Raw genomic sequence first — 16,062 nt, 5'->3', positions numbered from 1 at the left:
ATTTTTCCCAGTTGATATTTTTTCGCTTTTATGCAGAAAAGAGGTACTTTTTTACTTTAGACAATGGTAATATACGGTTAGAGATCATAGCTAGAAAGGAAAGAGATGCGTGGAAACAGCAAAAATATTGATTGCAGATGACGAAGAAGCAATTGTCAAAATGGTTGAACGCGTATTAAAAAAAGAAGGTTTCAAGCATATATATAAAGCCTACCATGCAGATGAAGCATTAGATGTTGTCAAAAACGAGGACATCCACCTCTTACTTCTAGATGTGATGATGCCCGGTAAGTCTGGTTTTGATGTTCTTCCTGAAATGAGAAAATATACGAAAGCACCCATTTTCTATTTAACTGCAAGAACGTCTGATGTAGATAAACTGACCGGCTTTGCTCAAGGGGCAGATGATTACATCACAAAGCCATTTAATCCGCTAGAGCTTGTGGCTAGAATTAAGGCTCACTTAAACCGAACTTATATCTCTTTAAAGGAAGAGCAAGAAGAGGCTCAAAGTCAATATGAATATGCTCATTTCTCTTATCATCCTCATTCAGCTGAATTGAAAGTAAGAGGAGAGTTGACTGCATGCTCTGCTCAGCTTCTTTCTTTGCTGAAGTACTTTTGTGATCATCCGAATGTGGTTCTTTCAAAAGATCAAATCTATGAGAAAGTATGGGGCGTTCCATCATATGGTGATAACAACACCGTCATGGTTCATATTCGAAAGCTGAGAGAAAAGATCGAGTTAGATCCGAGTCAGCCCGAATATATTGTGACGATCCGTGGAATGGGATATAAATTTATACCACACCCAGTAAAGGTTCATCATTAATTCATGAATTTACGAGCAAAACTTTTCTTTCACTTTGTCGGACAAATGTTTATTGTGATTGCCATTTTGTTAATCGGAAATACGTTCTCTGATAATTTATATTTAAAAAAATACTACGAGAACATGGCTGAAACCGGTTTAACAAAAGCTGATGGAGATACACTCATGAGCTGGCTTTATTTTAACGAGGATGGAGAAATGGAAGCCGATGATCAGCTCAAGCAAGCAGTGAGAAAACGAGACGGCTGGCTGCAAGTGATTGATTCAAAAAAACATAACGTCTATAGTTATCACCGCCCCAAGTCCATTCCAACATCCTATCAAAAGGATGAAATGATCAAGATCTTTGAAAAAAGGCAATATAAAGATTATAAGATGTACTTCTGGCCAATTGAGATTGATCAAAAAAGCTTTATCGTGCTATATGGGTTTAAAACAAACAGCACAAAGGTAGCCAATTATTTGAAGCAGAACGAGAAAAATTTGGCTGCACTCTCTCAATATTCGGTTGAAACGAAAGAATTCTTGAAGAGAATGAATGGGTCGGTGCACCTGTTCAATGATGAAGGGAAATATTTAAAAGGCATTCGAGCCAATACCAATTTGAAACATGATGTAACAGATGTTGAACTGCTCAAGTATCAATCAAAGCCTTGGGAGTTTAGAAGTGATCTGTCTTATATTAGAGTGAATAAAAATCTGTATATCATTATTTCTGTACCAAATAAAGTATACAGCCCAGATGGATTATACGATAAAGAAACAGACGCATTAAATCAATATACAACCATTTTAATTGCAGGTCTTGTGATTACGGTTATTATCGTCATGACATTATGGTACTCGTATCGCTATGGTCTTCCGATCTATCACATTATCCGCTGGCTGATTTTCTTATCTAGAAATAAATTGCAGGAACCAACAAATAGAAAAGGAATTCCAATCAGTAAAAATAAAAAAGGTCGTATTAAGCGGGAATACCGATTATTTGAGGATATCCTAAAAACAATGGATCAGCTCACGCTTACATTAAAAGAGAATGAAGAAAACCGTAGAAAAATTCAAACCACAAGGGAAGAATGGATTGCAGGATTGTCTCATGACTTGAAAACACCACTTAGTACCATTTACGGCTACGGGCTCATGCTTGAATCTGATCAATATCAATGGTCCAAGGAAGAAGTCATGGAAATGGGACAGGTGATTCGTGAGAAATCAGAATACATGTCGACCTTGATTGAAGATTTAAACCTCACGTATCGATTGAAAAATGGGGCCTTGCCTATTAATCGAAAGCCGGTCGAGCTGGGTGAATTTTTAGCCTCTATTATGGACGAGTTTTCAAGAAGCTCTTTTTCTGAGGATTTTTCATCCTCTTTTGAAGATCAAACTAGCGGTGTCATCTTTGAGATCGACAAAGCTTGGTTCAGGCGAGTGATTGAGAACCTGCTGGCGAATGCAGTCAAGCATAACCAAAAAGGCACGCATATTACAGCTGTTTTGTCTGAAACAGATGAAGAAGTTCGGATCGAAATGAAAGACAACGGATGCGGAATGGCACAAGAAACGGTCGATCACTTATTTAACCGCTACTATAGAGGGACAAATACAAATGACCCAACGAATGGAACAGGACTTGGTCTGGCAATAGCAAAAGAGCTTGTCTTACTGCATGACGGTGATATTCAAGTAGAAAGTGAACCTGGTGCTGGAACAACTATTGCGATTATCCTAAAAAAATCACCCCCTGTAAAATAGACAAAAAACGATTTTCCTTTCTGAAGGAGATCGTTTTTTCCTATTTTAGGATTGAAATCAACTTTGTAAACGATTACAATTAAATTGTTAACGTGAACAAATCATTTTCATACGATAAGAGGGATGGGGGAATTTGATGAAAGCCTTTTTAGATGAGCAGTTTTTACTAAACAGTCCAACGGCGGAAAAGTTATATCATGAGTTTGCAAAGGACCTTCCAATCATAGATTACCATTGCCATTTAAGTCCTAAAGACATCTATGAAAATAAAACCTTCCGAAATATCACTGAGGCTTGGCTTTATGGAGATCATTACAAATGGCGGGCCATGAGAGCAAATGGCATTCCTGAAACGCACGTCACGGGTGATGCATCTGATGATGATAAATTTTTGGCGTGGGCGAAGACCGTCCCTATGACCATAGGAAATCCGCTCTATCACTGGACCCATCTAGAGCTGAGAAGGTATTTCGAAGTCGAAGACCTATTAAATGAAAAAAATGCAGATATCATTTGGCAGAAAGTCAATGAAAAGCTGCAAGGAGAGGGATTTGGGGCGAGAGACTTCATCATGAAATCAAACGTTGAAACCGTTGTGACAACAGATGATCCGGTCGATTCACTTCAATATCATCAAAAACTGCGGGAAGAGGGATTCTCTGTACAAGTGCTTCCAGGGTTTCGACCTGATAAAGCTCTAGATATAGCGAATGATCTGTTTGAAAAATATGTTCATGAGCTGGCAGAGGCTTCAGCTATTCCAATACAATCCTACCAAGACTTCTTACATGCCCTCAGAGCGAGAATTGATTTTTTCCATGAACACGGCTGCTTGATCTCGGATCATGCTATTAATGAAATGACATATGAAGAAACGACACAAGAAGAAGTGGAGACTATCTTTCATAAAAGAATGTCTGGTCATCCATTGACGGAAAAAGAGAAGATCAAATTTAAAACAGAGACATTCATTATGCTAGGTCAGGCTTACTGTGAGCGTGGCTGGGCAATGCAGCTTCATATCAATGCACTTAGAAATAACAATACGAAAATGTTTGAGCGGCTCGGACCAGATACGGGGTACGATGCGATGAATGACGAAGACATTGCAAAGCCGCTTTGCCGCATATTAGATCGTTTAGAACAAAAAGATGCATTGCCAAACACGATTTTGTATTCCTTGAATCCAAGGGATAATGTCGTGATATCAACATTGGCTGGAAGCTTTCAAGACGGGAAGACACCGGGGAAGATGCAGCACGGCACAGCCTGGTGGTTTAATGATACGAAACAAGGAATGACAGAGCAGATGATGGCTCTTTCCAGTATCGGACTGATCAGCCGATTTATCGGAATGCTGACTGATTCAAGAAGCTTTTTGTCCTATACAAGGCATGAATATTTCCGAAGGCTGCTTTGTGATATTATCGGGGATTGGGTAGAAAAAGGAGAAGTCCCCTATGACCTTGAGCTGTTAGGGGGCATTGTGAAAGGTATCAGCTATGAAAACGCCAAGCAATATTTTCAATTTGACCGGGCAAAGCAGCTCTATCATCAAAGTAAAATCACATGAAGAGAAAGACAAGAAAATGAAAGCGGTTTTATGATAAGATGGAAAAAAATCATAAAAGGCGGAATAGCATGACAGTCACAATTAAAGACATAGCAAAATTGGCAAATGTCTCTCATACCACAGTATCAAGGGCTTTGAATAACAGTCCTTTTATTAAAGAGAAGACAAAACAAAAGATTTTGTCGATTGCAAAACAGCTGAATTATTCACCAAATGTCCATGCCAGAGGCCTTGTATCACAAAAATCGTTTACAATCGGTCTGTTTTTTACGAGTTTAACAGAAGGCACATCCTCAAGCTTCTTTGTGGATGCGTTAAAAGGCGTCAATAGCGTCATGACAGAGCATTACAATTTGTTTGTTAGGGGTATTGACGATTTTCACGATTACACAACCATTCATAAGCAGCGCTACGATGGCATTTTGCTGATGAGCCAAAGTGAGCACGATGAAGCGTTTATCCATCATGTCAAGAAACAGGGCATTCCAATCATTGTGTTGAACCGCCGTGTAGAAAGTAATGAAGTGATGAATATATTAGCAGATGATAGTCAAGGAGCATACCAGGCAGCGCACTATTTCATTCAGCAAGGCCATCAACAAATCGCCATCATTGAAGGAAAAGAAGGCTTTAAATCGACTCAGGAGAGAAAAGCTGGTTTTCTCCAAGCGTTAATTGATCACCATATTCCTATGAAAAAAGAATATATGATCGCGGGTGACTATCATATGAAAAGCGGCTATGAATCAATGGAATCCCTGCTGACCCTTGATCATCCGCCAACAGCACTTTTTTGCTCTAATGATGACATGGCCATTGGTGCGATGAATGCTTTATATGCAAAGGGCAAGACGTGCCCGGGTGATGTCTCTATTATCGGTTTTGATGATATTGCATTTTCATCCTATACCACGCCTGCACTGACAACGGTGAAAAAGCCAATCGAAAAAATGTGTGCACTTGGAGCAGAGGCCATCCTATCCGTCATTAACGGTGAAAAGCAAGAAGAAGATCATATGGAAAAAGTGTATGTCCACACAGAGCTGATGATTAGAGATTCAGTCAAAAAGATGCAGTAATCAGCATCTTTTATAGAGAAATGTTCACGTGTGCATAAATTACAGATAGGAGAATCCATTTGAGACGTTTATCAAAAACGATATATCCGGTGCCTGAGTATCCTGAAACGATTTTGCAGATCGGTGAAGGGAATTTTATGCGAGGCTTTATTAATTGGCACATTCAAAAGCTGAACGACTGCACAGATTTTAAAGGAAGAGCTGTAATTGTTCCTCCGAGAAAAGGATCTGTTGCAGCTTTAAATGAACAAGATGGCTTATACACTTTATGTATACAGGGCTATCATGACCAGCAAGAAATGAATGAGCGCATGATCATTCAATCGATCAGCAGAGGAATCAGTACGTATACGGATTATGATGTTTTTTTACAAGTAGCTGAAAACCCCGATCTTCGCTTTGTCTTCTCAAACACGACAGAGGCAGGACTTATGTTCAGCAAGGCCGATCGCTTGGAGGATCGACCGCAAGCTAGTTTTCCAGGAAAGCTGACGGCGTTCCTATATCACAGGTTTAAAGCATTTGCTGGTGATGAACAAAAAGGGCTGATCATCCTTCCATGTGAACTGGTCGAACATAACGGTGATCGCTTGAAGGAATATGTGATAGACATGGCAGCTGAGTGGAATCTGCCGTCTGCATTTATCACATGGATCAAGGAAGCCAATACGTTTTGTAATACGCTTGTGGATCGGATTGTTCCTGGGTTTTCTAAGGAAGCAGCTGAAATTGTCCAAAAGGAAGAGGGATACATCGACGAGTTGCTTGTCACGGCAGAATACTATCACCTCTTTGTTATTGAAGCACCTGCCTTCGTACAAAAAGAGCTTCCCTTTCAAGAAGCAGGTTTAAATGTCCTTTTTGTAGAGGATATTGCGCCTTATCGCATGAGCAAGGTACGGATTTTAAATGGTGCTCATACAGCAATGGTGCCAATCGCTTACTCATGCGGGGTAGAAACTGTAAAAGAAGCTGTGGATGATGAGGATGTCGGCACGTTCATCCGGCGGCTGCTGGAGGAGGAAGTACTGCCAGGGCTTGAGCTCTCTCGAGATGAGCTTCTTCTTTATACACAATCGGTTTGGGATCGCTTTTGCAATCCATTTGTGAAGCATCAATTGCTGGATATTGCGCTTAATGGTGTATCTAAGTTTCGAACCCGTATTCTCCCGTCATTGCTCGATTATGTTGAGCAAAAGAAACAGCTGCCAATGAAACTCGTGTTTTCACTCAGCAGCCTCATTTATTTTTACAGAGTACATGCAGAAAAGATAAAGGATGATGAGACTGTACTGGCATTCATGAAGGAAGCCTTTGAAGAAGAGAACCAATCTAATGAAACGATCGCAGCAAAGATTCTATCATGTGAGAAATTATGGGGGAGAAATTTAACGGATATAAATGATTTGGTTTACGCTGTAGCTGACCAGCTTACCCTCATAAAGGAGCAAGGGATGAGAGCGGCTGTTCAACGAATGCTACAACATCAATATGAAAGTCAGGGGGAGAAGGCATGAAAGATTTTATTGTGATTCACCCTTCAGATAATGTCGGTATTGCTTTAAAAGTACTTGAACAAGGGGAGGAGCTACATCATCAAGATCATTCCGTTATTTTAAAAGAGACCATCGCCAAAGGTCATAAGTTTGCATTGGCTGATATCAAGCAAAGAGAGAATGTCATGAAATATGGTTACCCTATTGGGCATGCAACGACTGCCATTTCTGCTGGAGAGTGGGTGCATACACATAACATCAAAACCAATTTATCAGGCAAGCTCGATTATGAATACGAGCCTTCTTTTACAAATAACCCCTATGAAAAAAAGAACCTTACATTTAAAGGATATAAACGAAAAAATGGGGAAAGCGGGATTCGAAATGAGCTTTGGATTGTCCCAACCGTTGGATGCGTAAATGGCATCGCCGATCAAATCATTCAAATTTTTACCGCTGAAATGGGCGGAAGCATCCATCCGTTTGAAACAGCTCTCGTGTTAAAGCACAATTACGGATGCTCACAGCTTGGGGACGATCATGAGAATACAAAAACCATTTTACAAAATGCCGTGAAGCATCCCAATGCTGGAGGAGTGCTTGTCCTCGGACTTGGTTGTGAAAATAACGATATTGACCATTTTCAGTCTACATTAGGTGATTATGACCGTGAGAGAGTGAAATTTTTAAGAAGCCAAGAAGTAGGAGATGAGATTGAGACGGGAGTTGCTTTACTCAAGGAAATTTATGAGGCAGCGAAAGAAGATCACCGTGAAGAAATCCCGTTATCTGAGCTGAAAATCGGCTTGAAGTGCGGGGGATCAGATGGATTCTCCGGAATTACCGCAAATCCGCTTTTAGGAAGGCTGTCCGATTTTATTGTTGCTCAAGGCGGCACGACAGTGTTAACAGAAGTGCCCGAAATGTTTGGAGCAGAAACGATTTTAATGGAGAGAGCGGAATCAGAAGCGACTTTCGACAATATTGTGCAAATGATCAATGACTTTAAACAATACTTCATGGATCATCGACAGCCAGTATATGAAAATCCTTCCCCGGGAAATAAAGCAGGTGGAATTTCGACATTAGAGGATAAATCTCTCGGTTGTACACAAAAAGCAGGAACTTCTGACATTCAAGATGTATTGAAATATGGGGAATTGCTGAAGCGAAAGGGTTTAAATTTGTTAAGTGCCCCGGGAAATGATTTGGTTGCCTCATCTGCTCTTGCCGCTTCTGGCTGTCAGTTGGTTCTTTTTACAACAGGTAGAGGGACACCATTCGGCACGTTTGTCCCAACAATGAAAGTCTCGACGAATACAGCCTTATATGAAACAAAAAAACATTGGATTGACTTTAATGCGGGAGAATTGCTTGAAGATGTACCAGAAGATATTGTGTTAGAAAAATTCATTTCAACGGTCATTGATGTGGCGAGCGGAAAGCTATTAAATCATGAAAAAAACAATTTTAGAGAGCTGGCTATTTTCAAAACAGGTGTCACACTTTAAGGCGACTGGGGGATCATAATGTGTCTAGAAAACGGGATTTGATGTATATCACAGCAGGAACGGTACTTACGGGGATTGGACTCACTCGTTTAGCAAGGCAAGGGAAGAAAGACAAAGAAGCAAACGGAATCCATCAAGTGTTAAAACAGATAAAAGCACCGCTGTTCCCTGATCGTGAATTTAATGTGGTTCTTTATGGTGCAGATGCAAAAGGAATCGAGCTTTCAACAGATGCGATCCAGTCTGCCATTGATGATGCGCACCGTTTGAAAGGGGGACGTGTGCTGATTCCGGAAGGGACGTTTGTGACAGGTGCGCTAGAATTGAAGAGTCATGTAGAATTGCATTTGCATGAGAAAGCGTATGTGACATTCAGCCAAAACCCAAAGGATTATCTGCCGCTTGTACTGACAAGATATGAAGGGGTTGAGCTTTATAATTATTCACCTCTCATTTATGCACACCATGCAGAAAACATCGCCATTACAGGAGCTGGAACGCTTGATGGCGGAGGGGATGAGCATCATTGGTGGCCTTGGAAATATGGCACGAATGGCCAGCCTTCTCAAGATCGGGATCGTCAGCTTCTATTTGAGATGGCTGAAAAGAGAATATCAGTAGAAGAAAGAGAGTTTGGAGAAGGGCATTATTTAAGATCAAGCTTTATCCAGCCCTACCAATGTCAGCAAGTTCTTATTGAGGGAGTGACAGTGAAGGATTCACCGATGTGGCAAATTCACCCTGTACTGAGTGAACATGTGATTGTCCGTGGAGTCCATATTATTGGGCATGGACCAAACACAGATGGTGTCAATCCGGAATCTTGCCGGAATGTGCTCATTGAAGATTGTTATTTTGATAATGGCGACGATTGTATTGCCATTAAATCTGGAAGGAACGAGGACGGACGGAGAATAGGGATTCCGTCTGAAAACATTGTCATTCGTAGAAATGAGATGCGTGATGGACACGGCGGAGTGACGATTGGGAGTGAAATCTCTGGCGGGGTAAGGTATGTCTATGCAGAGAATAATGTAATGGATAGTCCGAACCTTGACCGGGCACTTCGGATTAAAACCAACTCTGTCAGAGGCGGGACCATTGAACATATTTACTTTAAAAACAACACAGTCAAAAGCCTAAAGCATGAAGTGGTCTGTATCGACATGATGTATGAGGAAGGGGATGCGGGTCCACATCGTCCTGTTGTACGTCATATTGAAGTAGAAGAATTGAAAAGCAGCGGCGGAAGATATGGTGTGAAAATAGCCGCCTACCCACATTCTCCTGTGACCCATTTCAACATGAAAAATTGTGTCATAGATCATGTGACGTATCCGCTTTCTTTGGAGCATGCAGTAGCGCCTTCTTTTCAGAAAGTCGTCATCAATGGGGAACAAATTAATAAATAGATGGGTGAAAAACAGTCTTTTTAAAGGCTGTTTTTCTTATATCAGAACGAAAAAGACGCTTTTAGAAATCACATATACAACCTATCTGCACTGTAGTATAATATTCCCGAAATTAGAAAAGAATTGACGGAAGAGATTTCGTCAAGCAGTACATAAATCAGGGGGTTCATTCATGAAAAAGTTAACGGCCATTTGGCTATCGCTCCTGCTTGTGATGGGTGTTTTAGCAGGATGTGCAGGTGCTGAAACAGACCATAAAGCAAAGAGTTCACAAAATAACGAAACAGCGGCTGCGGCATTTCCTGTCTCGATTAAAGATGCAGCTGGTAAAACAGTTGACATCAAAGAACAGCCTAAACGAATTGTTTCATTAATTCCAAGTAATACAGAAGTTGCCTATGCGCTTGGTCTTGGAGATAAAATGGTTGGACGATCTGATTTTGACAATTATCCAAAGGAAGTTGAAAAGGTAGAGAAAATTGGCGGACTTGAATTCAATGTCGAGAAGGTTATTTCCTTAAAACCTGATCTGGTACTAGCTCATGCCTCGCAGATGGGATCAAAAGATGGATTTAAACAGCTAGAGGATGCAGGGATTCAAGTACTGACTGTAAATGATGCCACTTCCTTTAAGGATGTGTACAAATCGATCAATATGATTGGTGAAGCAACAGGTGCAAAAGAAACATCAACAAAGCTTGTAGACGAGATGAAAGCAAAATTGAATAACATCAAGAAACAAGCAGAGGCGATCTCAAAAGACAAACAAAAAACAGTCTTTGTTGAAGTGTCAGGTACTCCTGAAATTTATACAACAGGAACTCATACATTTATGGACGAAATGCTTTCTGTAATCCATGCGAAAAATGCTGCTGGTGATCAAACTGGCTGGGTGCAAATGACAGAAGAATCGATTATCAAACGAAACCCTGACGTAATCGTCACAATTGATGGTTCCAGTTTAGCTGATCTGAAAAAGAGAGACGGCTGGAATGCGATCAAAGCAGTGAAGGAAAAACAAGTCTTTCAATTGAATACGGATCTCGCATCAAGACCGGGACCGCGATTGGTTGAAGGAGTCGAGGCTCTTGCGAAAAGCATCTATCCTGACACCTTCAAATAAATTCATCATCGCATACACACTAAGTGCTTTACTTCTTGTGGTGAGCATTGGAATGGGAATCTCCTTTGGAAGCTTAGGGATTCCCATTCCTTCTATTCTCCGTATATTTGTTCACGAACTATTCGGTGTGCAGATAGGCACAATAGATTCAATTGATCGCAATATTATGATGAATATCCGGCTGCCAAGAGTGATATTAGCGGCACTAGTCGGAGCAGCGCTGGCGTTATCTGGAGCAGCTTTTCAAGGCTTATTAAAAAATCCGCTTGCTGACCCATATACACTGGGGGTATCTCAAGGTGCATCAGTTGGAGCTGTCGCGACCCTATTTTTCAGTTTGCAGCTCCCTTTGCTCGGCAGTTTCACACTGCCTTTTTTCAGTATGACAACAGCACTTGTGACCTTATGTCTCGTCCTCTTTTTTGCACGTCTTGTTCATCGGGGGATGAGCATCTCCTCGTTAATTTTAACAGGGGTGATTTTCAGTTCTTTTTTGGGCGCGCTTATTTCATTGATGATTGCTTTAACGGGTGATGATCTAAAAGAGATTATTCATTGGCTTCTTGGCAGTGTGTCCATGAGGGGCTGGCGCTATATTGTGCTTTTCCTTCCTTTCTTTCTGATTGGGACCTTTGCATTAATGCTGATGGGGAGAGATTTGAATGTTATGACGTATGGCGAGGAGAAGGCAAAGCTATTAGGTGTACATGTGAAAAGGAGCAAATATATCGTGCTGCTTGCTGGATCAATTCTGACTGGAAGTGCGGTAGCGGTATCAGGAACGATCGGATTTGTGGGACTTGTGATTCCGCATTTTATTCGCCTCTTAGCTATTACAGACCACCGGCACCTCCTGCCTTTGTCTATGCTGAATGGCGCTTCCTTTCTTGTTTTAGCAGATGTGTTATCGCGTACGATCATTGAGCCGACTGAATTACCGATCGGCATCATCACAGCGTTAATTGGTGCCCCTGTATTCGGCATCATCCTCATTCGTAAATATAGAGGAGGGACTCATCTATGATTCAAGTGAAGGAAATTAAAGGTGGATATGGAGAGAAAGAGGTCATACGCGGCATCAGTCTTGAGGTAAAGCAAGGCGAATTTCTCGGTATACTTGGTCCAAATGGAAGCGGGAAGTCGACTTTGCTTAAAATGATCTCTGGGCTGCTGGAACCTGACAGTGGTGAGGTACGCCTGAGCGGTCAACTGATTCAATCTTACCGTCCAAAGGCACTTGCACAAAAAATGGCTGTTCTACCGCAGAAAACGGACCAAGCCTTCTCATTTACAGTGGAAGAAACGGTTCAATTCGGTCGTTATCCATATCAAAAAGGATGGCTGCAATCTGTTACACGAGAAGATATGCAGATCATCAACAAAGTAATGGAACAAACGGATGTTGCACAATTTAAGGATCAATCCATTCATGAGCTAAGCGGGGGAGAACAGCAGCGTGTGTACTTGGCACAGGCATTAGCCCAGCAGCCTGACTATTTATTGCTGGATGAACCAACCAGTTTTCTTGATTTGGCCTATCAAAAAGACTTGCTTGATTTAATTAAAGAAGAGACCACTTCCTCTAGGCTGACGGTAATCGGTGTGTTTCATGATGTGAACATCGCCAGTTTGTATTGTGATCGGCTGCTCCTGCTTGATGAAGGAAAGGCAGAGATGGCAGGGCTGCCGCATCACGTCTTGACGCCTGAGCGAATCAACCGAGTATATGAAACAAATGTAACACCGCTCCAACATCCGCGAAGGGCAAACCCTCAGGTGATCATTGAGCCTGCGGGGGCTTCTGTAGCATCAAATGCAAAGTTAGCGGATGGCTGGAAAACGCATGGCGGAGAAGGAATGACGTTTTCCCTCAAACAGCCGCTTCGCATCCTTTCCTCATATCAGAAAAAAGGCGGCTTCTTTTGGAAAAGGTCTCTCGGAACGGGAAGTGAGATGCTTCGAGATGAGCTGGAAGATCGGGAAGGACTATTGTTTTACGACCAAGCAAGTGGACCAAAACAATTTGCTGCTGAAGACACAGACGACGACATGGTGCTTTACGGCATGCGTCATCAAGGAGAGCTGACCATTTGGCTTGTACTGAAAGAGTCTATATCAGACGGAGCGTCTGTTCAGCTTGTGGGGCAGCTTGTCCATATGATGAAACAGGAGACGAGCATGTCCATTCATCATCTTTGTATCGCTGCTGCGGGTATGCAAGAAACAGAAGATGATGAGCATTTACACGAAAGATTAAAGCAGAAAGTGCACCGTCTTCTTTATTCATTAAATGCCATTTGAAAGTGAACCAAAGGGTTCGCTTTTTTTGTTTATGATGCGATGAACATCACAGTGCTTTAGTTAAACAAATACATCCTTTTCACTTCAGGTTATACTAAAAGGACAAAGCAATAGAGAAGGAGGAACACCAATGAAACTTTATACCAAAACCGGGGATCAGGGCCAAACAGGCTTGATCGGCGGAAGAGCTGATAAAGATGATGTGAGAGTAGAGGCTTATGGCACGTTAGATGAGGCGAATAGCTTTATTGGACTCGCACATGCAAAATTACGTCAGCATGGCGAATTGTTTCAAGACATTTTGTCAGAGCTGATTATGATACAGCACGAGTTGTTTGACTGCGGCGGTGATTTAGCAGCAGTGAAACCACCGAAAGAAGGTAAATTAACGGAAGCGTCTGTAGCAGTCCTTGAGCAAAGAATGGATGTCTATGTAGAAGAAGCCGCGCCGCTCACGAAGTTTATTTTACCGGGCGGCCAGGAAGGCGCAGCTCTCTTACATGTGGCGCGGACAGTCGTCAGAAGAGCAGAGCGGCATATGGTGACGCTTGCGAAGCAGGAGAAGATTCCATCAGTTGCGCTCACATATGTAAACCGCCTATCTGACTATTTATTTGCAGCTGCCCGAATCGTGAATCATCGGCTCGGTGAAGCGGATGTTGAATATGAACGAAGTGCAAACGTATTTCGGTCTAAATAAAGAAAAGAAGACAAAGGGCTAAAATAAAGATCATTTTAGCCCTTTGTCAACAATCTGAGCACTCTTCTCATTGAAGAGTGCTTTTTTATTGGATTCTACCGCTCAGTCTGAGCGAAGTTACGACTCTGGTCGCAATGAAAGATCAATCTGCGACACGTTTTGCCAGCTTTCTTTTTTGACTATAGTAAAAGCAAGGAGCAAGAAAGGAGGCATGAAGATGAAAATAACAAGTAAAACCATCATCGGTTCGATTTTAATGTTTGTCGGTCTATCCATCTTCTTCGGTGGTTCACTAGGAGGGCTGATCCCGATTCTGATTGGGGCGTGGCTCATCTATGTAGGTGTAAAGAAATATGAGCAAGGCAGTAAAACCTTCGGTGTCATTCTAGCAGTCATTGGTGTCATGATCGTTGTGCAAGCTCTGCCATTTATCCTTGGAATCGCACTAGCTGGGGGGCTTCTCTACTTCGGCTGGACGATGATCAATGGTGAAGTGGCAAAAGGATCATCAAGCAGATCATATATGGAGCCAAACACGTCCCCGAAAATGGAAGAACCTATGCATACGTCATTTGATCAAGAATGGGAAGACTTTTTAAAGAAAAAATAAGAGGAGGAAATTCAAATGGTATTTAGAAGAATGAGAGATATGTTTGTTGCAACGGTCAATGAGGGCTTAGATAAAATGGAGAACCCGCGTGTCATGCTAAATCAGTACGTTCGTGATATGGAGGACGATATTGCCAAAGCGAAACATGCGATCATCAAACAGCAAACGATTCAACAAGGTTTCCTGCGCAAAGCAGAAGAGACGGAAGCATTTGCTGAAAAAAGAAAGAAGCAGGCTGAGCTGGCATTTCACGCAGGAGAAGAAGAGTTAGCTCGAAAAGCGCTCACAGAAATGAAGTATTTTGAAGAAAAGCATTTGGAATATCAGGAAGCTTATCAGCAATCTGTGAAACAACTAAAGGAGCTAAAAGAGCAATTGCAGCAGTTAGAAACGAAGCTGCGTGATATTAAAGACAAGAAGCAGGCGCTCATAGCAAGAGCAAATGCCGCACAGGCAAAGCAGCATATGAACGAATCTATGAATAAAGTAGATAGTGAAAGTGCATATAAAGAATTTCTTCGAATGGAGAACCGTATCGAAGAAATGGAGACAAAAGCAGGCAGCTATGCACAATTTGCAGATCAAGGGGCATATGCTCACCTAGACTATGCAGATGAGGTTGAAAAAGAATGGCAAAAGCTCAAGCTGGAGAAGAAGCCTGAGCAGAAGCAAGCAAACTAAGAAATCAGAGACAGGTCGGAAGAAAAGCAGGATTTTTCTTCCGATATTTGATTTCTTTCTGTTTCGCTTTTCCTTATAATGAAAAGGTCAGAAGATAAAGGGATGGTATGAATGAAGCGATTAATTGGTCTAATTTGTATACTCGTAGGTGTCTTTTTAATGATTGGGATGCTTTTCAAAAACGAAAATCTCTTTCATTTGAGTTTCTCCCGTGAAAAACCAGTCACAACAGCTTCAGCGAAAAAAGATGAAATTGATCAATTAGATATTTCTCTTTCTGGATTTTGCGTGAAGGTACAGCCTGAAAATCGTTCCGATATTTCCGTGATGGTCGTAGGTGGAAAAGGGAAAATGTATGCGGAACAAACAGGCAGTACATTTAACATCCGTGCTGAAAATAAAGGATTCTTGTTTTTCACTTCATTTGAAAAAGGAGAACTCTTAGTCAAAATGCCAACAGATTATCATAAAAATGTGAAGATTACGGGTGGAAGCGGGGTCAGTGAGATTGACGGCGAAGGGAAGCTGGCACTTGAAGATGTGATCCTCAAATCAACAAGCGGAAACCTCAATGCCGAGAATTTCTCAGCAAACAATGTCGAAATCAAAGCGACATCTGGCAGACTCTCTGTGTCTCACATCGATGCGAAAAATAGCGATATTGGAGCAACCTCAGGGCGTGCCGATATTAAAGATGTCAAAGGGGAAATGCAGCTAGAAATGACGAGTGGTAGATTGACGGCAAGCTTTGATACCATTGAATCACCTGTCTCCTTTCACATGACATCAGGCAGCGCAAAATTTAACCTGCCGGATGAAGGAGATTTTAATGTCCAAGTGAAAAAAACAAGTGGAAGTGTCGATCACACCTATCACTTTGATCAAGCAGATAGTGAAGGTCGAGGCTTTACAGGCACGCGGGGAAAAGGGACACACTTAGTCGATATTGAAATGACAAGTGGAAACTTAAAGCTGCGGTAATGAAC

The 16,062-nt window shown here is 41.7% G+C and carries 14 protein-coding genes; all 14 read left to right on the top strand.

Annotated elements, in window-relative coordinates; all coding sequences use genetic code 11:
- The first annotated feature begins 109 nt into the window (after positions 1-109).
- On the top strand, positions 110-832 hold the full coding sequence (locus tag SB660_RS10335; protein WP_410582408.1) for a response regulator transcription factor: 723 nt from the start codon (positions 110-112) through the stop codon (positions 830-832).
- A gap of 3 nt (positions 833-835) precedes the next feature.
- On the top strand, positions 836-2,590 hold the full coding sequence (locus tag SB660_RS10330) for a HAMP domain-containing sensor histidine kinase (protein WP_180310109.1): 1,755 nt from the start codon (positions 836-838) through the stop codon (positions 2,588-2,590).
- A gap of 136 nt (positions 2,591-2,726) precedes the next feature.
- Entirely contained in the window at positions 2,727-4,163 is a 1,437-nt protein-coding gene (uxaC, locus tag SB660_RS10325) for a glucuronate isomerase (RefSeq protein WP_180310110.1), read from the top strand.
- Positions 4,164-4,231: 68 nt separating this feature from the next.
- A complete protein-coding gene (locus SB660_RS10320) occupies positions 4,232-5,242 on the top strand; it encodes a LacI family DNA-binding transcriptional regulator (RefSeq protein WP_180310111.1) in 1,011 nt (336 codons plus the stop codon).
- Between the two features lie 59 nt (positions 5,243-5,301).
- On the top strand, positions 5,302-6,759 hold the full coding sequence (locus tag SB660_RS10315) for a tagaturonate reductase (protein ID WP_410582405.1): 1,458 nt from the start codon (positions 5,302-5,304) through the stop codon (positions 6,757-6,759).
- Positions 6,756-8,249, top strand: coding sequence for a UxaA family hydrolase (locus SB660_RS10310; RefSeq protein WP_410582402.1), 1,494 nt, complete (start codon positions 6,756-6,758; stop codon positions 8,247-8,249). Before SB660_RS10315 ends, SB660_RS10310 begins: the two co-directional genes overlap by 4 nt.
- A gap of 20 nt (positions 8,250-8,269) precedes the next feature.
- Entirely contained in the window at positions 8,270-9,661 is a 1,392-nt protein-coding gene (locus SB660_RS10305; RefSeq protein ID WP_410582400.1) for a glycoside hydrolase family 28 protein, read from the top strand.
- 172 nt (positions 9,662-9,833) lie between these two features.
- On the top strand, positions 9,834-10,784 hold the full coding sequence (locus SB660_RS10300; RefSeq protein WP_180310115.1) for an ABC transporter substrate-binding protein: 951 nt from the start codon (positions 9,834-9,836) through the stop codon (positions 10,782-10,784).
- A complete protein-coding gene (locus tag SB660_RS10295; RefSeq protein ID WP_410582398.1) occupies positions 10,750-11,808 on the top strand; it encodes a FecCD family ABC transporter permease in 1,059 nt (352 codons plus the stop codon). Before SB660_RS10300 ends, SB660_RS10295 begins: the two co-directional genes overlap by 35 nt.
- Positions 11,805-13,085, top strand: coding sequence for a heme ABC transporter ATP-binding protein (locus SB660_RS10290; protein WP_180310117.1), 1,281 nt, complete (start codon positions 11,805-11,807; stop codon positions 13,083-13,085). Before SB660_RS10295 ends, SB660_RS10290 begins: the two co-directional genes overlap by 4 nt.
- A 130-nt stretch (positions 13,086-13,215) precedes the next feature.
- The gene (locus SB660_RS10285) at positions 13,216-13,785 is read left to right on the top strand and encodes a cob(I)yrinic acid a,c-diamide adenosyltransferase (RefSeq protein WP_180310118.1); all 570 of its coding nucleotides are present in this window, start codon (positions 13,216-13,218) and stop codon (positions 13,783-13,785) included.
- A gap of 217 nt (positions 13,786-14,002) precedes the next feature.
- Positions 14,003-14,395 (top strand): hypothetical protein, encoded by a 393-nt coding sequence (locus SB660_RS10280; protein ID WP_058013710.1) that lies wholly within the window; start codon positions 14,003-14,005, stop codon positions 14,393-14,395.
- Between the two features lie 15 nt (positions 14,396-14,410).
- Complete coding sequence (gene liaH, locus SB660_RS10275) at positions 14,411-15,076, top strand: stress responsive protein LiaH (protein WP_058013711.1); 666 nt, start codon at positions 14,411-14,413, stop codon at positions 15,074-15,076.
- Positions 15,077-15,187: 111 nt separating this feature from the next.
- On the top strand, positions 15,188-16,057 hold the full coding sequence (liaG, locus tag SB660_RS10270) for a LiaG family protein (protein WP_410582396.1): 870 nt from the start codon (positions 15,188-15,190) through the stop codon (positions 16,055-16,057).
- The last annotated feature ends 5 nt before the right edge of the window (positions 16,058-16,062 follow it).

It is taken from the genome of Bacillus sp. SIMBA_005, assembly GCF_046535585.1.
GTDB classification, from domain to species: domain Bacteria; phylum Bacillota; class Bacilli; order Bacillales; family Bacillaceae; genus Bacillus; species Bacillus pumilus.
This window is presented reverse-complemented; position numbering and strand designations above follow the sequence as displayed.